The organism is Bacillus sp. PK6-16, from assembly GCF_056530295.1.
This window is the reverse complement of sequence record NZ_CP096511.1, coordinates 1,907,032-1,926,437: the sequence shown is the minus strand read 5'-3', so window position 1 is coordinate 1,926,437 and position 19,406 is coordinate 1,907,032. Positions and strand designations below refer to the sequence as shown.

Below are 19,406 nucleotides of genomic sequence, written 5' to 3'. Positions count from 1 at the left end.
CCCCGATGCCATTTCTTTAATCCAAAACAAATTCTACACTATTCCAATAGACTTACTCGTAAGCTTGTTAAACAAATATTGAGAAATATAAAACATCATTTCTAAATATTTTTATTTTTGATACTATATTTTATAAGAATATTCAAAAAGTGAGGGGATTTCATGAACGTTCAACTACAAGGTAATGAACAAATTACAAAATTATTTAATGACTGGTATTTAGCTATGTTAAAACAAGATGTGTCCCAAGCGGCAAACTTAAAGCATGAAATTGAGGAAAAGGAACTAAACTTTGAAGAAGATGAAAATTTAGCATTATATCATTCCTTACTAGAGTTTCGACATAAAGTTTTGACAGATAGTTTAAGTATTTCAAAAGATAGCTTTGATAAAATAGATTCTTACGTAATCTCATCCAATCATCCACTGTCTTACTACTATCACTTCTTTAAAGGCATTTATGCAACTTTAACCACAGACTATAACTTAGCTAGCGAACATTATGAACAGGCTAAGTTATTATTAGTAAATAACACTGATAATCTAGAGCATGCTGAATTTTATTATCGAATGGCGATTTTCCATTATCACTTTTACCAACCAATTGAATCTATTGAATATGCAACTAAGGCTAAAGAGATTTTCGATAAACAAACTGGCTTTGAAGTTAAAGTTGGATTATGTAAAAATACATTAGGTGCCTCATTTGTATATTTAAAACAATATGAACAAGCAGAAGAGCAATATAATTCAGCAATACACCTTTTACAGAAATCTGATGAAAAAGAATTAATTTTAAGTGTACGTAATAATTTGGGTTGGTTGTATGCCAGTCAAAACCTCTCCACACTCGCAATCCGTCACCTATCAGAAGTGACCGAAAAGAAACCAACACATTTCAAGGCTCTCTTCTTGCAAGCAAGAGAACACTCTAAACTAGATGAAACAAGTATCGCTGAAGGATTAATCCAAAAAGGGTTAAAAATTTGTACGGAATTAAATAATGAAGAATATATATATCATTTTAAAATTCTAAACGAACTAAATAATAATGTTGGTTCTGAAGAATTAGAAACAATTATCCTTAAAGGAATTACGTTTTTCGACAAAGAATTATTATATAACTACACTCAAGAATACTCAGAAAAATTAGCTGTTAAATTTTATAGTGAAAATAACCATATTAAGGCAAGTGAATATTTTCATAAAGCGTTACAAGCAAAAGAAAAAACGTTTGAGAAAGGGGCATTGAAATGATTAAAAAAATTAGCTCTGTTTTTTTAGGACTATCTGTTTTCGGTATTTTGGCTACTGGCATTCATAGTTCATTTACATACCAAGCGGGTCATGCTGATCTTCCTGCACCACAAAGACCTGACCTTGTTCAATCCGTTGACGTAAGTAAAGACTACAACTCAACAACAACTGAAAAAGCACTTTAAAAAATGAAAGACCTTCAATTAAGAAGGTCTTTTTAAATACGCTTATTTAGAATATTTCCCTTTCATGTAGGCTTTATTTTCTCATCAACTCCGCAATCCTCTTACTCTCCTCACTACCAACTTTCTCAAGTTTCTCCACAACTAAATTCCGTCTCTCTACAGAATGATTTTGACTTAACTTCGCTTTTCCTTCTATTTTATTTATCTTTATTTTGAATCCAACTATTCCCTTACTTAATCCTCCCATATAATTTGGATCTACATCATTAAGTGAGTAGGTGCTCTCTGGATCTTCATATTTATTTACTAAATCTTGAAGAGAATCTACTAATGTCTTCTCATCTTCAACAATTTCTAATTCACCATATACATGCACTGCAACGTAATTCCATGTTGGTACTGCATTGTTTGTTTCATACCATGACGGCGAGATGTAACTATGTGGTCCTTGAAATATAGCTAGTACTTGCTGAGTCCCAATATCTTTCCACTGTTCATTCGGTCGTGCGAAGTGACCATGTAAAGTAAGGGTCTCCCTATTTAATAACAACGGCAAGTGCGTTGCATATGGTTCTCCGTTATGTTGAGAAAATAATGTCGCAAAGCTATTTTGTTCCATTATTTCGTACTTCATCTCTTCATCTTGTATTACGAAATATTTTGGTATGTACATAAGCTCCCTCTTTTCCGCTCTTTTCTATTTTATTTCCTATTATATTTAGTAACCGCATCAATCAACAGGGCCAGTTTGTATTTGTTTTATAATGGCAGCTTTCTATTTCAAAACAATAGGCAGCATGTATTCCATGCTGCCTTAGTTTATTTTTTCTAATATATTTGTAATAAATACGGTCTTACCTTCAATATAACTAGATCGATTTTTCGACTCTCTTGCTAACTCTTCCTTCAAGTTTCCATACTTATTAGCTACTTCAGTATGTTCACGAAGGTAATCTCGAAACGCTATATGCCTTCTCAACTCTTCACTATTTTTATCACACACATGCTCCATCCAAACTGTATTTCCCCCGTTCCATGGAACGAACGTATCCTTTCTTCCAAACGCCTCTCTTCCTTTAAAGCTCCATTCTAACTGATGATAGTACCCTATCTTCTCAAGTTTTTTTACTACCTCATGAAAAATTTCGTACTCTTCTATTACAATATCAATATCTAGTATTGGTTTTGATGCAAGCCCTTTAACAGATGTACTCCCAACATGTTCAATAGATACAATGCTGTCTTCCATTACATTGTTAATAAGAGTGTGTAGTTTATTAAATTCACTTTCCCATTTGACATTATATTCTTCGATAGCAATTCTCTGCTTCAACGTACCCCTCTTCTCAAAACAAATTATAACCGTTGAATATGAGTATCCTTAAAATCCGTCTCATATTTCAATCCATATCCAAACATTCGATCCATTCCAATATGTGCTGTCCATATTAAGCCAATCATTATAACGGTATCTGTCTTAAAATAGACACCTATTAGAACCATTAATATGGATATGATATATGTATGACATACGTTATATATTTTCGCACCAACGTGATTATTGATCACATACGCTAACATTGATAAATCCGGCGCTAAAAGGAATACAAAAAATATAATCCAACTAAACTCATATATTGAATACATATAAATCGTGGCTAAAAATACAACCATTCCTTCAAAATGTACAATACGTTTTTGCATTATTTATCATTCCTATTTTTCTATATTTATTGATACATTTTCATCGCTGAAAGTGTTCTTTGCATTTTTTGACCAGATGGTTGCTAATATTGGCCCTGCAATGTTATGCCATACTGCTGCTAATACACTTGGGAGTGCAGCAGCCGGTCCAAAATGCAAAATACTTTCCAGCTACATTACTTATCGCTTCTAGTACTTTCATCCACTCAGCCCCTATCTTTTAATTGAAACACCTTATTCGGATTCAAAATATTTTGCGGATCAAGAGCTTTCTTTATTTTCTCCATTACAAATAATGCTGCCCCATGCTCTTCTTCTTGATACTTTCGTTTTCCGATTCCAACGCCATGTTCTCCTGTACACGTTCCTCCTCGTTTAAGAGCATACTGAACGATACTTTCATTTATTTCGTCTGCCTTCTTCACTTCCTCTTTATCATTTGTATCAATCATTAAGAGTACATGGAAATTCCCATCCCCAACATGACCGAGAATACCGCCAATAAGCCCTACTTTATCTAATACCTCTTTCGCATGTTGAATCGCTCCAGCTAATTCCGAAATTGGCACACATACGTCTGTACTCATTAGCTTTTTACCAGGATAACTATGCACGTAAGAGTACGCTAAATTATGTCTTGCATCCCACAGTTTATTTCTCGCTGCTGTTTCCATCTCAAACGCAATTTCTATACATTTATGATCAAGAACGATTTCTTTCGTAAATTCAATATCTTGCTTTAACCCTGCTTCATTGCCGTGAAACTCTAAAAACAGTGTCGGTTCTTCTCTGTAACTTGTTTCATTGTAATGATTTACTTGTTTCATAGATAATTCATCAACGAGTTCAATTCTCGCGATTGGAATACCTGCCTGTAATATGTTAATTACAGCTTCTACTGCATCATTTATAGTTGGAAACGATGCCCTCGCAGCCATAACATGTTCTGGTATACCGTATACTTTTAAAGTTAACTCCGTGAAACATCCAAGTGTTCCTTCTGAGCCTACGAAAATACCATTTAAATGATAACCTGATGATGACTTCGCCGCTAAATTCCCGGTATGTATTACTTCTCCATCAGCAAGAACGACTTCTAAATCTCGGACTTGATCACGCATTACCCCATACTTTACCGCTGTCGTTCCGCTCGCATTTGTAGCAGCCATTCCTCCTAACGTTGCATCAGCTCCTGGGTCTACACTAAAAAATAATCCATACTTTTTCAATTCTTTATTAAGCTGAGAGCGCGTCACCCCTGGTTGTACTCTCACAAGAAAATCCTTTTCTCTTATTTCAAGTATTTTGTTCATAAGAGAAAAGTCCATTGTAATTCCTTTTTCGTAAGGAATTACATGTCCCTCTAAACTGGACCCTACTCCAAATGGAACGACAGCTGTTCCGTGCTGACTCGCTATTTTCATTATCGTGCTAACTTCTTCGGTCGTTTTTGGAAAAACAACTACATCAGGTAAACTACTAACATGGTAAGATTCATCTTTACTATGTAACTCTCGTACTGTCATATTTATTACTACTCGATCTTCAGGAAGTATGCCTTTTAATTCATTTACTACATGTTCAATTGTTATTTCCATAATCAACTCTCCTTTTTAAATTTAAAACAAGTATACCATCTTTATACAAAATAATTAGAAAAATTAGATTTTTAAACCTAAACATACAAAAAAGAACCTGCAGCACACGCTACAAGTTCTTTCCCACTACATTTTAAACGATTTCTTTATTAACAACATAAACCAAATTAAAGTAACTGCCATCAACGAATGAGAAAATCCTACAATATAAGTTAACCCTTTAAAGTCAGCTCCATTTAACTGAAGAAGCCCTCTCGCTGCTAGCGAACCTAACATTAATGTTAATGCAATGTTATGTAAAACAAACCACTTATTAAACCCTTGCACTTCATGAAACGCGAATACTTTTGCTAATCCTAAGGCAATTAAAAAGAAGAAAAAGCCAAGTACAAGTGTATGTGTATGCAAAAGATTTAACAAAGTAGATCCTAAAATCCCTTTATACTTACCATACTCCCTAGCGAAAATCCCTGATAATAAACCGATAATCAAATACGTAAACGATGCATTATATAATTTCTTCATTATGTACCTCCTTGAGTAGAATGTGTAGTGTGTCATATTTAGTAATAATGATAGTTATATAGTAAAAACTCCTAGTCACCTAGGAGTCATTGTATAAGCATCTCACTCTTTACAATCAATCCTAATTATAAAATATCTCTCTATACAAAACAAACGAACTTTATGTGAACAAACAAAGCTCCATTAAAATATGTTGCACTTTTGTTTTACACAATCCATACTAATTGTTATAACTTTTTAAAGGTGGTGTAATAATTGATAGTTCTTGAAACCGAACGTCTTAACCTTCGTTGGTTTGATATAAAAGACGCTCCTTTTATTCTTGAGTTAGTAAACGATCCTGCATGGATTCAGTTTATCGGTGACAAAGGAGTTAGAAACTTAGAAGATGCAAAAAATTATATTGTAAACGGTCCCATCGATATGTATAACAAACTCGGATTTGGCCTTTACTTAGTAGAACGAAAAGAAGATCTCACTCCACTTGGTATGTGTGGCCTTATTAAAAGAGATTCATTAGAAGATGTTGATATCGGATTTGCCTTTTTAGAGACATTCCGTTCACAAGGATACGGCTACGAGTCAGCTTCTGCGATAATCGAATACGGTGTACAAAAGCTCAACATGAAACGAATTGTAGCAATTACTTCTATAGATAACATCGCCTCAGGAAAGCTTTTAGAAAAAGTAGGATTACGATTTGAGAAAATCATTTCAGATTCAGGAGAAGATTTAAAATTATTTGGGTATAACGCATAGTAAAGAAGGTCGCCGTGAATGGTGACCTTCTTTACTATTTTACTGATCTCGTCATAATACTTTTAGTTCCATTATAGTTTTGCAGTAATTCTTGTGATTACTACTATGCCTTTCATATCACATTTTTTGGAAATTCATAGAAATAAAACTTTCACATTTAAATAAATTATATTAATATATCAAATAAAGGAAGTGAGAATAAATGGAACAACCGCTATTTTTATTAGTTCTTCAATTCATTGCATTCATATTAATCATTTGTATCGTATATGGAATGTTGTACAATACCGTATTAAATTTAAATATGCCTAAATGGACTGCACATATAGTAGCTACGGTCTTTTCCCTTGGCATTACCTATCAAGCTTTTATAAATTTTATTTGAAAAACTTTTGTAGCAATTACTTCTATTGTTGATGCAGTAAAGCTTTTAGAAAAAGCAGGATTGCAATTTGAGAGGGTTATTTCAAGATCAGAAAACGTAACCATTTTTTATAAAGTCTTTCCAGCGCAAAATAGTGAAGAAGTTAGTTCCGCTGAAAGTGTGTTTGCATAAAAAGAAATGAATTTAATTGATGCTACAAAAATTTTATTTTAATTCTGGTTCTATTGTTTGGAATCGTTCTAGGGTACCATTTGTGTGGACTTTAAAAATTTTCATTTGCGCACCAAAATGTTGTGTTAAGTAAAATGTATCACCAGTTATTAAATTTCCAATCTTCCAATCAGGTTGATATGTACTTTCCATGGAACTTTCTAAATCCCCAATCATTATTAAATTGATATATAATGAAGATGAACTACTCAACATTTTCGTTAAAGATAGTCTATCAACCTCTAACTACCTAATGAACTCAAGTAAACACATCTTCAGTCATTTTAAGAGGTACAAAAGGCACCCTTTCGGGTGATTTTTGTATAAAAATTCTATTTTTTTATATTCGATACCAACCACGAACCTTTTTAAAATAATAGTATCATTATGTCTCCTTTTTAGAGATTATTTTTAATTACCTTGAATTTTTTGCACCAGAACCGGAAAATCCCTGACTACTCGAAATATCAACTATCAGGTGCTAATATTCAATAACGCGTACTGAAAATGATTAAACATTTTTATAAACCAGTGGAACATTTAAGAAATCAATTTTTCTCTTATCGAAATTTAATTAGCTTACAGTAATACAGTGGTCATATATTTTTAAGAATAACGGAAGAATATATAGAAATTGCTACAGAAATGTGAAGTTTAATTAATTTAGGAGGAACAAACTTGTTTAATCAGCTTGTAAAAGTTATACCGAATTTATTTACGATTGGAAATTTATTGTGCGGTGTTTTCTCAATCACCTTGAATATGAGTGAATATTTAGGAGCAGCCTCCATTCTCATTTTCTTTTCAGCTGTTTTAGATTTTCTTGATGGAAGAATTGCAAGAAAATTAAAAGTGAACAGTGAGTTTGGCGTAGAATTGGATTCCTTAGCTGATATTGTTAGTTTCGGCGTCGCTCCTGCGCTTTTATTTCATACGATAGCAACACCTTCTATTTTAACTTCTTTGGCATTTATCCTATTCCCAACAATGGGTGCTTTAAGATTAGCTAAATTTAGTATTAAACCAACTATTGGATATTTTAAGGGATTACCTATTCCAGCTGCAGGATTATCATTGGCTGGTATGGCATTGTTTTCATATAGTAATGCATGGATTACTTTAATCCTCGCCCTCTTAATGGTAAGTCCCATTAGGTTTAAAAAATTTTAATGAAGGTCACGCCCAACGCCATTAAGGAGCATTTTAAATGGATTTAACGCGTCAATAAGTATAAAAAAGCGGGACAATAATATTAAATTAGGTGCCCTTCGAAAAATTAAAACCTTGTATTTATGGCTATTGGGTTAATCCATCGATATGTTATTCTGAAACGTCAGTCCACTTTTAACAGGAGCTCCCTTTATCAAGAGAGCTCCTGTTCTTATTTCTTCTTCTTTTCTGTCGGTTGGCTTTGTTTAGCAAAATTAGATGAATCATCAAAATTTGGTTGCTTTTTACCAGCATTATTACTTCTACCTTTTCCCATATGTAATGCACCTCCCCTCCCCCTTACTATTCCCAATAAAAAAATTCTCTTGCATCCAAGAGAATTTTAAATTGGGTTCTTATTGATAATACCTAAGTACTTCCAACACTGCCATTCCATAAAAGATGGATCCAATGTTAAATTATTTAATGCTAAAACAAATATTACATTTTCATATTTAACTGGATAATCAATTAATAATCCTAATGTATTTCCTGAATCTGCGACAATTATGATTCCCTTTTCTAACACGTCATCTATAACTTCTTTTAATTATTCTTACCTAGCATATAATATTTTCCTACACATTGAGATTGCATGTTGTATAAGGAAGCCCTTCTTCTTTCCATGCAAGAAATCCTCCCTTTAAATTCACTACTTCCTTTATACCAGCTCTTTGTAAAATACTAGCTGCTATAGCAGAACGTAATCCGGTTCGACATTGCAAAACTATTGGAAAATCTTTCGGTATATAATCTAGTTGTTCAAATAGATTACCTAAAGTGATATGTATTGCATCATGAAGGTGTCCTTCCTCCCACTCTTTTTTACTACGCACATCGATAACCTTAACGCTTCCACCTTTTATATGCGGATATAATTCAATCGATGTTTTTTCTTTGTAACTTTCAAATCTATCAAGTCTTTGTATTACTTTTAAGGGTGCAAAAGCAATAATATTATCTAACCCAATAGATTCAAATTCTCTAATAACTGCCTCTACTTTAACCTTTTCCTCATCTAGAATTATTAAAGTTTCTTTTTTATAATCTAATAACCATCCACACCAAGTTGTGAAAGAATTGTTATAAGGTATGTTAATTGACTTCTCGATATGACCTGCAGCAAAACTCTCTACATCCCTTATATCAACTATTTGATAAACGCTCTTCAAAATTTCTTGAAGTTCTTCTACTGTATTAATAGCAGTACTTTTTCTCTTCTTACGAATTGGCGGACCATACTTATTTAAATTCTTCATTAATGAAAAATACTTTGGAGGCTCTGGCTGTCCCGTCAATAAAGTCGATATAAAATCACTTTCTTCATTACACCGAAATGCCCAATTGAACATCTTTTCATAACCTAATGTAGAAGTTGGAATTGCTCCTAATGCTTTTCCACATGCGCTTCCCGCACCATGTGATGGCCATATTTGCAAATAATCAGGAAGTATTTTTATTTTTTGTATAGAATCAAATAATTGTTTCGCTCCTATTTTTGCAGTATCTTTAATACCGACTGCAGTTTCTAATAAATCCGGTCTTCCTATATCTCCTACAAATATAAAATCACCTGTGAATATTCCTATCGGTTTATCATTCGTATAATTATTTTGACTTGTATCAGTTACTAAAAAAGAAATACTTTCAGGCGTATGCCCTGGGGTGTGAATTACATTAAATTTTATATGACCTACTTTAAACTCTGTGCCCTCTCTAACCAATTTGTATCGACCTTCGTTAAGATATTGATATTTCCAATCACAATCTCCTTCATCAGATACATATAAATTTGCATGGTAAAGATTAGAAAGTTCTCTAGACCCAGAAAGAAAATCAGCATGAATATGAGTCTCAGCCGCAGCAATTACTTCCATCCCCTCTTTCTTAGCAAATTCTATATATTGTTCTATATAGCGACTAGGATCAATAACGATTGCTACGCCTTCTTTCTGACAACCGACTAAATAGGAAGCATGTGCTAATTTTTCATCATAAAAATATTTTAAAAGCATAGCTATTCCCTCCAATTAGTTATTTCAAATTAATTTTCATTTTTTGTAACCACTTTTTATCTTCTCCTATAGAATCCCTTTCAACATTAAATTCCAATACATATATGGCAACATATATCTTTTAAGTAAAAACATACTATACCGTTCTTTCGCTTGATTAAATGGAAACGTTTCTTGAGGCTCATGTTCATAGTTAAATTCAGCAAGTATAAGACTTTTATATCCTGTAACAATCGGACATGATGTATATCCATCATATTTAGCCTGTAAATCTCTTCCGCTAAGTACGTCCATAATATTTTGTTTTAAGACGGGTATTTGTTTTCGAATTGCTGCTCCAGTTTTAGAGGTAGGTAAATTGGTACAATCTCCAATTCCAAAAATATTTTTATATTGCACATGCTGCAAAGTATAAGGGCTTATATCTACCCACCCCTGATGATCACTTATCTCACTCTCTTTAATAAAATTAGGTGGCCCCATTGGCGGAACAACATGTATCATACTATATGGTACGGTTTCTCTTTTTAGTGTTTGCGTATCTTCAAAAATTGCCTCTCTCTTTTCGGCGATAATTTCCACTAGATTTTTATTATAATTCGTTATAATTTGCTTTCTTTCTAGTACTTGTTCTAAAGTATTTGCATATCGTGGAACCTGAAATATGTTATTGTTTGCAGAATAAAATATTACTTTACTTCTGTTTCTTACACCACTATTACAAAAATACTCCTCTGCTAAGTACATAATTTTTTGTGGAGCACCACCGCATTTAATAGGAGTATTAGGGTGGGTAAAAAGCGCATTTCCTCCTTTAAATTTTTCGATTTCTCTCCAAGTAGAATCAACATATGTATAAGAATAATTGCTACATACCCCATTAGTGCCAATAGACTCTTTTAAGCCTTTAATACTGTCCCAATTTATTTGGATACCAGCTGCTACAATAAGAATTTCATACTCAAGTAGCAGTCCGTCATCTAAAAGTATCTTATTTTCAGATGGAAATAACTCAACAACACTTTTAGGCATCCACGTTGCCCCTTTTGGAATAAGCGATTCCTGATTACGCATCGTACTTTCCTTTGAAACAATTCCTCCCCCCACTAAACTCCATAGTGGCTGAAAGTAATGTTTTTTTGATGGATCAATAATTGCTATACTTTCTTTCAATAGGGGTACATTTCGTAATAAATGTGCAGTAGAAAATAGTCCTGCTGTCCCAGCACCAATTACAATAATTTTATAACTATCTCTGGTCTTCATTATCCTCTTCCTATCTAAAATTGATTTTTAAATTAACTAATTAGTAGCCATTTTTTCATCGTAGTAACATGATTATAAGTTAAAAACATCATAGTTTTATCTGATTTAAATGAAAATTTCGTTAATTTTACCATCAACATTACTATATGCGTAAATCCCCTATGTTACTTCCATATTTAGTTTTAATATTAAAACTAAATATTATTATATAAAATAAAAATAATGCATTAAAATACTTTTCATGAATCCGGATAAGTAATGTTTAAAAAACAACATCTAACATCTTAGATGTTAAAATAAACAAATTCACATACTTCACAAATATGAAAAGTATTAAATATCGCTTAAGTTTCGTTACCTTTTTTCTGTATATATTGATAAAAAATTGTGAAATTTTATCGCATTATGCAAGACATTTAATATTAAATATATTACTTTTACTATGAACTAAATGGTTTATAGGGCTTTTCTAAATAAACAAGGTGCTAAATTAATTCTTAAGAAGCCATTATCATTGCATTTATCTAAAAATTTAAAAAATACACGCAGATGGATATCATCTTAAATACATATATAATTACCTTTAATTTTTTGACACGATTTCACATAATTCTTAAACTGATTTTTTTGCGTGCATTATGAAAAAAAATGCACCGTGTCAGTCTTTAAAAGATTATATATCATAACTTTAAGAGAGGCAGGAAAACTATGAAGATGAAAAGAAAAATCTACTGGTTAAATGCTAGCCAATAGATTTTTCTTTTTTATCTAAGGATTCTTTTAAAAGAACAACAATTTTACTACAGTAATCAAGAACAGGTTTCTAAATTAAGTTACTGGAGAATATATAACTCTGGCGCAATATCCCTACCAGCTTTCATTCCAATAATAACTCCATGATATAACGCCAAAGATGAAATCCCTCAACTTAGGTATTTGACTTTTTAAATTTATACAAATGTCTTAGCTCTATGTACTGTGATATATAGGTCCACATCAATATGTTATTGCATCATATACTGAACAGATAATTTAAATTACTTTTATAAAGGATGATGAGGATGAACCTAGAAGATATACAAAAATCCTATGGCGTAATTGTAAGTTTAGGAGGATTGTGTCAAGTCACCAACCAAATCAAAAGACACAATTTAAGAACATTTTCTGGACCTTTAGATTGGTTTTATTATCCATCACTTTCAGATGTAAACAGATTACTTCAAAATCGATTTAAAAAATTCATGAAGTTGGAAAATATGGTTATAGAAGGTTCAGAAAGTTACGGTCTTATTGAATCAGAATTTGATAATCAAATTAAATGGGCAGAACGAATTACCTACTGTATAAAGGACACTTATTATAATTGTTTTTCAATGCATGATTTTCCTATTAATTCCGAAAAGGATTTGAAATCAATCTATCCTTCTTTTAAAGCTAAATTAGACACTAGAATTAATCGATTCCTTGAAAAAATAAATAGTAGTGAATCCATTTTATTCATTAGAATTTGGGGAAATCGAGATGAAGCGGTTGAATTACAAAACGTATTATCTAAAATTACAAATAAGGATTTTAATATTCTTATTGTTAATTTCAAGGAGGGTATATCTAATATTGTTGAACAAAATTGGGGAATATCGAGGGTTTGTTCAATTGAACTCCCACGTTATCAGGATAGATGGGAAGGTGATGATTCCGATTGGGATGTTATTTTAAACAAAATAACATTAACTTAATAATTTTCTTCTTACTTTTAACATGATTTGGCCCGTAAAATCAAATAGGTGTAGAAAAATAAAATTCCTGTCTAATTGATACACACTTAATTAACAAAACGTTCATATAATAATTCGTAAGTCCTTCTTTATTGAATAAATAGTTCTTTACAAAATTAGTTCCATCACTAGAGCACCTTTATGCGGTGCTCTTTTTTGAATTTATAAAATGTAAAAATAGTTGTTCCATTTTCCTTTAAATGGCTAATTCCCTTTGTTATTCTTCTATTGATTTCTGTATAATCATTTATGCGATCAGCATATTCTGCTTATGTAGTGCATTCACGACTACTTACTTCCATACTTTATCTTATATTTTGTCTTCTTGGATATTTCATTATAAGCTTCTTCAATTCCCTTGATTTCCTTCCCCTTCTTTTATCTTAAGAACAAGCAATTTCTTTCATTAATATTAAATAAACTAAAGCATAGATTTTAAAAGAACCTAATTTACATATAATTAATGATAAACTACAGTGTGTATTCTCCACGTTTAATCAGCATCTGAATTATAAATCTAACATATTTTTTTTAGTTGATTGTCATTATGGTACAACCGTGTATACATTTACCAAACAAACTACATAGTTTAAATTAGTAAAATATATAGAGAGGAAGGAAATAAATCTATGAAAGTCATAATTTTGTGTGGCGGAAAAGGGCTTCGGATGCAAGGAATTTTAGAGGACATTCCCAAACCATTAGTTCGAGTTCAAGGAAAGCCTCTCCTCTTGCATATAATGAATTGGTATAGAAAATATGGACATTCTGATTTCATTTTACCCTTAGGATATAAAGGTGAGAAAATTAAGGAATATTTTATGGACTTTAGCTGGAAAGAGAATGACTTTAGTTTGAATTTTAAAACCAGTCAATATACGCTACTTCAGAAATTAGAAAATTGGAATATACACTTTATAGATACAGGAATTGATACAATGACCGGGGCAAGACTAAAAAAACTTGAATCCTTTGTACAGGGTGAAACCTTTTTATTAACTTATGGTGACGGATTAGCCAATATAGATATTGATCAACTAATAGCATTCCATAAAGAAAAAGGAAAAATTGCTACATTAACTGGAATTAAAAAAAATAGTCAATACGGCCTATTGGCGGTCGAAGATGGAATTGCTATTGATTTTAAAGAAAAACCATTACTTGATGAAGTAATTAATGGCGGTTTTTTTGTATTTAACAAAGAAATATTCAATTATTTAAGTAATAATGATGATTGTGTTCTAGAAGAAGATCCTCTTCGAAATTTAATAAAAGACAATGAGCTCGCCGTCTATGAACACAATGACTTTTGGGCTAGTGTCGATACACCTAAAGATTTAAAAACTGTAAATGAAAGTTGGAATCCAAATAAATTTTAGTGGAGAGGACTGAATAAGCATTGAACTCTAATGATAAAAAAATAAGTTTACCTCGATTGTACATCCCCTCTAATGAGAAAATAGTTAACCCACTTTCAACAGGAATTAAAGCTTCAAATCTCTCCAAAAAAAATACTCAAAAAAGAATTAATCCCCAATTCTATAATCAACAACATGATCTAAATAATCATTTCTGCGTCATTGTAGGTAGTGAGTATGTCTTGAAAATTATTGCTTTACAGCAATCATTAATGCAGTACTCAGAAAAATTCACATTGTGGATTTGTTGTATAGATCCTTTTGCATATTCACTATTAAAAGAAATGAGTTTAATTAATGTAAACCTTTTACAAGTTGAAGAATTAGAAGATCGTGAACTAAAAGCAATTAAGAGAAAAAGAAAAGTAAATGAATATTGTTGGACTTTAAAATCTGTCTTGATAGAATATTTATTGGTCAATTATGATTTACCATCTATTCTATATTGTGATGGTGATTTATGCTTTTTCTCTGACCCTAATATTATTTTTGAGGAATGGGGTGACCATTCTATCTTCCTAACCCCCCAAAGAGATCGTGATTGGGTAGAAAAAATGTACGGAAAATATCAGGCTGGTCTAATTGGATTTAAGAATGATCTCTATGGACTAAAAAGTGTAAGATGGTGGAAAAATAAATGTATAGATTGGTGCAGTGCCGAGGCTGAAGAGGGGAAATTTGGAGACCAAAAGTATTTAGATTATATCCCTATATATTTTCCAAAAGTAAAAATTTCAAATAACTTAGGTATAAATGCTGCGCCTTGGAACTGTATATATAATAACGATTATAAAATTGACAAGACTAAAAATGATATATTTATTGAAAACGACAAACTAGTTGTTTACCATTTTGCATGTATTACTATCTTTACTGAAAATGATTTTGATCTTTGGTCTTTGGGAGAAATTTCAATACCCAATAATATATTAAACCATATTTACACTCCGTATTTAGAGAGAATTCAATTTGTTTTAAAGCAATTAAAGGATAAATTCAATAAAGATACTAAACAATTTTTAAGTAAAAAAGATATAAATAAAGCTCAAACTTTATATAAAGATTCACAATTAAGAAGAAAAATGAATCAATCCAATCATTTTATGAACTTTTCCATGATTATAAGTAAAGAACGATTAATTCAAGGATTGACCTCTTATTATTCCTTAGAAAATTTCAACGCTAAATTTACTGTATGGATCTGTTGTATGGATGATCTAACTTATCAAATATTAGAGAAATTAAAATTAAAGCACGCCATACTAATTCCGGTAAAAGAAATTGAAAATCATGAACTCCTCAGTATAAAAAATGATAGAAGTTTACAAGAGTATTGTTGGACATTAAAAGCGTCCCTATGTCTACATGTCCTTAGTCTTTATCCGGAAGTTGATCACATTATATATTGTGATGCTGATATGTATTTCTTTACAGCACCTAATATCATTCTTGATGAGTGGTGGAAATACTCTGTATTCCTTTGCCCTCAAAGAAGCTCTACTGAAATTGAAAGCATACACGGTATATACCAAGCTGGTTTAGTAGGCTTCAAAAACGATCAAAATAGTAAAGAAATTTTAACATGGTGGAAAGATAAATGCCTAGAATATTGTAATAATCATTATGATGTTGAAATGGATAGATGGGGTGATCAAAAATATTTAAATCACATTCCTAACATCTTTTCTAATATAAAAATCATGACTCATAGAGGTATTGATGCAGCACCTTGGAATGTCATTTTAAATAGCAGTTCTATATCCAAAACAGATAATAAAGTTTTTATTGATCAAGATGAATTAATAGCTTTTCATTTTGGAAGTATGCAAATTATTAATCCAAATGAGTTCGATTTATGGAAACACGAAACTTTAGAATTACCTCCAGCAGTTTTAGATTATATATACATTCCTTATATTGAACAATTGAATAAGACATGTCATACCCTTCATAATACTTTTCAAAAACCTTCCTCCTCTTTATTTGCTGATCAAATTGATACAACAACAATAAAAAATTATTTTAAATACCCCTCCCCTCATCACAATTAAGACTGATACTTTCCTTATTTAAAAATAAATCTATTTATTTCAGCAACTAAAAATACATCTTAATAAAGGATAGATTATCACTATGATTGCTTCATTTAAAAATAAAACTTTCCTTATTACTGGTGGATACGGTTTTATTGGTTCTCACTTGGCACGAAGACTTTTAAATTTACACGCAAAAATTGTTCTTTTCATAAGAACACCATCAAACTCTTGGAGACTAAAGGATATTCTAAAATATATTGAAACCTATGAAATAGATATACGAGATAAAAAACAAGTACAAGATGCAATAAAGAAAATTAATCCCGATTATATCTTTCACCTGGCAGCCTATGGTGTAAATTCTGCCCATACAGATTACATCCATGCTATAGAAACAAATGTTATAGGGACTTGTAACATTATTCAAGCAGCAAAATTGGTGAATTGTAAAAAAATCATCAATTTTGGGAGTAGTTCTGAATACGGTAACAAGATGGAACCTATTCATGAAAATATGTTACTAACTCCTGTGGATATCTATGGAAGTACCAAAGCTGCTGCTACTATACTCGCCCATCAAATTGCTAGCGAAAACAATATTAATCTTATAACATTAAGACCTTTTGGCATATTCGGAGAAGGCGAAGAGCCGCATAAAATTTTTAGCTATATAATCTTGCGAGTATTACAAAACAAAGATGTAAATTTAACTTTATGTAATCAATTAAGAGATTATTGTTATATAGAAAATGTAATAGATGCCTGTATCCTAGCAGTAGAAAATACTACTGTACAAAATGAAATTTTTAATATTGGGAGCGGCACTATTCACCCCTTGAAACATTATGTAGAATTATTATTCAAACATTTGAAAACCAATTCCAGACCAAATTACGGTGCAATTTCCTCTAGAACAAATGAAAGATGGGTTCCTGAAGCGGATGTGCAAAAAATAAAAAACTCTCTTTCCTGGGAACCTAGAATTAATATTGAAGAAGGAATTATAAAAACTGTTAATTGGTATAAAAATAATAAACATTTATACCTAACCCCCTAAAAATAGGGTACTAAAGGAGGTGGACTAATTGTTAAACCAAAACTTTAATAATGCTTTTTACGGAAAAACAATTTTAATTACTGGACATACTGGTTTTAAAGGTTCTTGGTTATCCCTATGGTTGAATGAATTAGGTGCTACTGTAATCGGATATTCATTAGATCCTAAAAATAAGAATGATAACTTTAACATTACTAACCTTCAAAATAATATAATTGATATTCGTGGAGACATTAGAGATTTTAATAAATTAAATAAGGTTTTTACAGATTATAAACCTGAAATTGTATTCCATTTAGCTGCCCAACCTCTAGTTAATTATTCATATGAATATCCTAGAGAAACATACGAGGTAAACGTTGTAGGGACTATGAATGTACTAGAGGCAATTCGATTACATGAATCAGCTAAAATAGGAATTATGGTGACAAGTGACAAGTGCTATGAAAATAAAGAATGGCCTTGGGGTTATCGTGAAATTGACCCTATGGGCGGCCATGACATATATAGCTCAAGCAAAGGATGCTGTGAACTTTTAATTTCTTCCTATCGAAATTCTTACTTTTCAGAAGAAAACTTTTCTCAACACAAGAAAATAATTGCAAGCGTTCGAGCTGGTAATGTAATTGGTGGTGGTGATTGGTCAATAGATAGAATTATTCCTGATTGTATACGAGCATTAGAATCAAACAAAAACATTATTATTAGAAACCCTACTGCTATTAGACCCTGGCAACATGTACTAGAACCTTTAAGCGGGTATTTACTCCTTACAGAAAAAATTATAAATAATGGTACCCTTTATTCAGGAGCATGGAACTTCGGGCCATCCCTAAGCAATATTGTTCCAGTAGAAAAATTAGTGACCAGTTTACTAGATATTTGGGGCTGCGGGGATTGGACAGCAGAAAATATAGGTCCAATAAATTTTCATGAAGCAAATTTACTAAATCTTGACATTAGCAAAGCAAAATTCAATCTTAATTGGCAGCCAAAATGGTCCCTACAACAGACTTTAGAAAATACAATAGAATGGTATAAACATTATAATTCTTACACCAGTTCTGAGATGATAAATCTATGTATTAGCCAAATCAAACAATATTGCATGCTTTGAACTACTCCCACTTCCCCATACTTGCTGTGAGTTCCTTATGGAGGGAGTCTTCTTGGTTAAAATAATAAAAGATACATTAATTTTTATAGTCTAAATTATAAACCTACTATACCTAAAATTATGTGATTGTCCATTAACAAAGATTTTATTTCTTCGGTTATTTCAAATCAACTATTGACATTATACTTAAGAATAAAGGAATCACATATTTTTCTAGTGATTCCCTTGTTCTGAGAAAATAATGTCTTGCTTTAACGACAATACAGTATATGCGATTATTAATTTATTTGTTCTAGTTATGAAAAAATCTATTCCTGTCAAAAGAGCTTTCTTCAAAGAAAAACTTCCTATTTTCTTCTACTTATCCTACCCGAAAAGTAACTAAGATGAAAATTTTGATAATTATATCTACTATTATAGAATTATCCCCTTCTTGTAGCTATTCCACTAAAGTTCATGCTTATATATTGATTCTCTGATTTATTATCACCAATGTTGATGAATTCATGCATTGCTTATTCTATACACAAATTGCTTTTTGAATTATCTTTTCAGAATAAGTAAAGAAGGCTTTCTCTTTTATGCACTTCTTCCCTACCAGTCTTTAATTTGCCTTTAATCAACAATAAGAACAAATCTTCAATATAGTACATCTTCTATAAAACAAAACCATAAGTAAGATAATTTCACTATTACAAATAATGAGATGTTCTGTTTCACCTTTTTACATTATCTAAAAAAGAACTTGTAGGAATTCTTACAAGTTCTTTTTTGTTTTCTTTATTGTCTTCTTATTTACATACGCAAGATTTATATATTTTATCGGATACATACTATATGTATCCGATAAAATAATTTAAAAATTAATATGTAATTGATCCGTTTTAAGA

General features: G+C 31.4%; 18 protein-coding genes and 1 pseudogene. 10 read left to right on the top strand and 9 right to left on the bottom strand.

What is annotated here, in order from left to right; all coding sequences use genetic code 11:
* Positions 1–162 precede the first annotated feature (162 nt).
* Together M1D66_RS09915 and M1D66_RS09910 are read left to right on the top strand one after the other, a co-directional pair.
* Positions 163–1,257 carry a response regulator aspartate phosphatase gene (locus M1D66_RS09915; protein WP_001102703.1) on the top strand — a complete coding sequence of 365 codons (1,095 nt, stop codon included), beginning with the start codon at positions 163–165 and terminating at the stop codon, positions 1,255–1,257.
* Complete coding sequence (locus M1D66_RS09910) at positions 1,254–1,442, top strand: Phr family secreted Rap phosphatase inhibitor (protein WP_000592016.1); 189 nt, start codon at positions 1,254–1,256, stop codon at positions 1,440–1,442. Before M1D66_RS09915 ends, M1D66_RS09910 begins: the two co-directional genes overlap by 4 nt.
* A gap of 73 nt (positions 1,443–1,515) precedes the next feature.
* On the opposite strand, the gene M1D66_RS09905 is transcribed toward M1D66_RS09910, so the two are convergent.
* The 6 genes and pseudogenes from M1D66_RS09905 to M1D66_RS09880 form a co-directional block, all read right to left on the bottom strand.
* The gene (locus tag M1D66_RS09905) at positions 1,516–2,115 is read right to left on the bottom strand and encodes an FMN-binding negative transcriptional regulator (protein ID WP_242555231.1); all 600 of its coding nucleotides are present in this window, start codon (positions 2,113–2,115) and stop codon (positions 1,516–1,518) included.
* Between the two features lie 141 nt (positions 2,116–2,256).
* Positions 2,257–2,775: a GrpB family protein gene (locus M1D66_RS09900; RefSeq protein ID WP_149287587.1), complete on the bottom strand. Its 519-nt coding sequence runs from the start codon at positions 2,773–2,775 to the stop codon at positions 2,257–2,259.
* Positions 2,776–2,798: 23 nt separating this feature from the next.
* Positions 2,799–3,146 (bottom strand): DUF4260 domain-containing protein, encoded by a 348-nt coding sequence (locus M1D66_RS09895; protein ID WP_001172069.1) that lies wholly within the window; start codon positions 3,144–3,146, stop codon positions 2,799–2,801.
* A 12-nt stretch (positions 3,147–3,158) separates the two neighbouring features.
* Positions 3,159–3,302: pseudogene (locus M1D66_RS09890) on the bottom strand (bile acid:sodium symporter family protein); the annotation flags it as partial.
* A gap of 50 nt (positions 3,303–3,352) precedes the next feature.
* Positions 3,353–4,744: an FAD-binding oxidoreductase gene (locus M1D66_RS09885; RefSeq protein WP_000406585.1), complete on the bottom strand. Its 1,392-nt coding sequence runs from the start codon at positions 4,742–4,744 to the stop codon at positions 3,353–3,355.
* A gap of 126 nt (positions 4,745–4,870) precedes the next feature.
* A complete protein-coding gene (locus tag M1D66_RS09880; protein WP_000737896.1) occupies positions 4,871–5,269 on the bottom strand; it encodes a DUF2871 family protein in 399 nt (132 codons plus the stop codon).
* A gap of 255 nt (positions 5,270–5,524) precedes the next feature.
* On the opposite strand from M1D66_RS09880, the gene M1D66_RS09875 reads away from it, so the two are divergent.
* Both M1D66_RS09875 and M1D66_RS09870 read left to right on the top strand, forming a co-directional pair.
* Positions 5,525–6,028, top strand: a complete 504-nt coding sequence (locus M1D66_RS09875) for a GNAT family N-acetyltransferase (RefSeq protein WP_000636203.1) — start codon at positions 5,525–5,527, stop codon at positions 6,026–6,028.
* 202 nt (positions 6,029–6,230) lie between these two features.
* Positions 6,231–6,413: a hypothetical protein gene (locus M1D66_RS09870; RefSeq protein WP_000437513.1), complete on the top strand. Its 183-nt coding sequence runs from the start codon at positions 6,231–6,233 to the stop codon at positions 6,411–6,413.
* A gap of 204 nt (positions 6,414–6,617) precedes the next feature.
* Here the strand turns inward: M1D66_RS09870 and M1D66_RS09865 are convergent, their stop codons facing one another.
* On the bottom strand, positions 6,618–6,800 hold the full coding sequence (locus M1D66_RS09865; protein WP_002000399.1) for a DUF5065 family protein: 183 nt from the start codon (positions 6,798–6,800) through the stop codon (positions 6,618–6,620).
* A gap of 501 nt (positions 6,801–7,301) precedes the next feature.
* Between M1D66_RS09865 and pssA the strand changes: the two genes are divergently transcribed.
* Complete coding sequence (pssA, locus tag M1D66_RS09860; RefSeq protein ID WP_000483080.1) at positions 7,302–7,793, top strand: CDP-diacylglycerol--serine O-phosphatidyltransferase; 492 nt, start codon at positions 7,302–7,304, stop codon at positions 7,791–7,793.
* A gap of 617 nt (positions 7,794–8,410) precedes the next feature.
* On the opposite strand, the gene M1D66_RS09855 is transcribed toward pssA, so the two are convergent.
* Together M1D66_RS09855 and M1D66_RS09850 are read right to left on the bottom strand one after the other, a co-directional pair.
* On the bottom strand, positions 8,411–9,847 hold the full coding sequence (locus tag M1D66_RS09855) for an MBL fold metallo-hydrolase (RefSeq protein WP_000925322.1): 1,437 nt from the start codon (positions 9,845–9,847) through the stop codon (positions 8,411–8,413).
* Between the two features lie 66 nt (positions 9,848–9,913).
* Positions 9,914–11,113, bottom strand: a complete 1,200-nt coding sequence (locus M1D66_RS09850; RefSeq protein ID WP_242555232.1) for an FAD/NAD(P)-binding oxidoreductase — start codon at positions 11,111–11,113, stop codon at positions 9,914–9,916.
* Positions 11,114–12,174: 1,061 nt separating this feature from the next.
* Here M1D66_RS09850 and M1D66_RS09845 point away from each other — a divergent pair.
* The 5 genes from M1D66_RS09845 to rfbG all read left to right on the top strand — a co-directional run bounded on the left by M1D66_RS09845 (position 12,175) and on the right by rfbG (position 18,516).
* A complete protein-coding gene (locus M1D66_RS09845) occupies positions 12,175–12,849 on the top strand; it encodes a papain-like cysteine peptidase (RefSeq protein ID WP_086385086.1) in 675 nt (224 codons plus the stop codon).
* A 668-nt stretch (positions 12,850–13,517) separates the two neighbouring features.
* Complete coding sequence (locus M1D66_RS09840; protein WP_000864434.1) at positions 13,518–14,267, top strand: sugar phosphate nucleotidyltransferase; 750 nt, start codon at positions 13,518–13,520, stop codon at positions 14,265–14,267.
* A 20-nt stretch (positions 14,268–14,287) separates the two neighbouring features.
* Positions 14,288–16,357 (top strand): hypothetical protein, encoded by a 2,070-nt coding sequence (locus M1D66_RS09835; protein ID WP_001087529.1) that lies wholly within the window; start codon positions 14,288–14,290, stop codon positions 16,355–16,357.
* Between the two features lie 82 nt (positions 16,358–16,439).
* Entirely contained in the window at positions 16,440–17,399 is a 960-nt protein-coding gene (locus M1D66_RS09830) for an NAD-dependent epimerase/dehydratase family protein (RefSeq protein WP_000561949.1), read from the top strand.
* A 28-nt stretch (positions 17,400–17,427) separates the two neighbouring features.
* Positions 17,428–18,516, top strand: a complete 1,089-nt coding sequence (rfbG, locus tag M1D66_RS09825; protein WP_242555233.1) for a CDP-glucose 4,6-dehydratase — start codon at positions 17,428–17,430, stop codon at positions 18,514–18,516.
* Positions 18,517–19,406 lie beyond the last annotated feature (890 nt).

What these genes read in the sequence shown, in the direction of transcription:
- M1D66_RS09915 (WP_001102703.1), top strand. Translation starts at nt 163, where the DNA reads ATGAACGTTCAACTACAAGGTAATGAACAAATTACAAAATTATTTAAT.
- M1D66_RS09910 (WP_000592016.1), top strand. Translation starts at nt 1,254, where the DNA reads ATGATTAAAAAAATTAGCTCTGTTTTTTTAGGACTATCTGTTTTCGGT.
- M1D66_RS09905 (WP_242555231.1), bottom strand. Translation starts at nt 2,115, where the DNA reads ATGTACATACCAAAATATTTCGTAATACAAGATGAAGAGATGAAGTAC.
- M1D66_RS09895 (WP_001172069.1), bottom strand. Translation starts at nt 3,146, where the DNA reads ATGCAAAAACGTATTGTACATTTTGAAGGAATGGTTGTATTTTTAGCC.
- M1D66_RS09885 (WP_000406585.1), bottom strand. Translation starts at nt 4,744, where the DNA reads ATGGAAATAACAATTGAACATGTAGTAAATGAATTAAAAGGCATACTT.
- M1D66_RS09880 (WP_000737896.1), bottom strand. Translation starts at nt 5,269, where the DNA reads ATGAAGAAATTATATAATGCATCGTTTACGTATTTGATTATCGGTTTA.
- M1D66_RS09870 (WP_000437513.1), top strand. Translation starts at nt 6,231, where the DNA reads ATGGAACAACCGCTATTTTTATTAGTTCTTCAATTCATTGCATTCATA.
- M1D66_RS09865 (WP_002000399.1), bottom strand. Translation starts at nt 6,800, where the DNA reads ATGATTGGGGATTTAGAAAGTTCCATGGAAAGTACATATCAACCTGAT.
- M1D66_RS09855 (WP_000925322.1), bottom strand. Translation starts at nt 9,847, where the DNA reads ATGCTTTTAAAATATTTTTATGATGAAAAATTAGCACATGCTTCCTAT.
- M1D66_RS09850 (WP_242555232.1), bottom strand. Translation starts at nt 11,113, where the DNA reads ATGAAGACCAGAGATAGTTATAAAATTATTGTAATTGGTGCTGGGACA.
- M1D66_RS09845 (WP_086385086.1), top strand. Translation starts at nt 12,175, where the DNA reads ATGAACCTAGAAGATATACAAAAATCCTATGGCGTAATTGTAAGTTTA.
- M1D66_RS09840 (WP_000864434.1), top strand. Translation starts at nt 13,518, where the DNA reads ATGAAAGTCATAATTTTGTGTGGCGGAAAAGGGCTTCGGATGCAAGGA.
- M1D66_RS09830 (WP_000561949.1), top strand. Translation starts at nt 16,440, where the DNA reads ATGATTGCTTCATTTAAAAATAAAACTTTCCTTATTACTGGTGGATAC.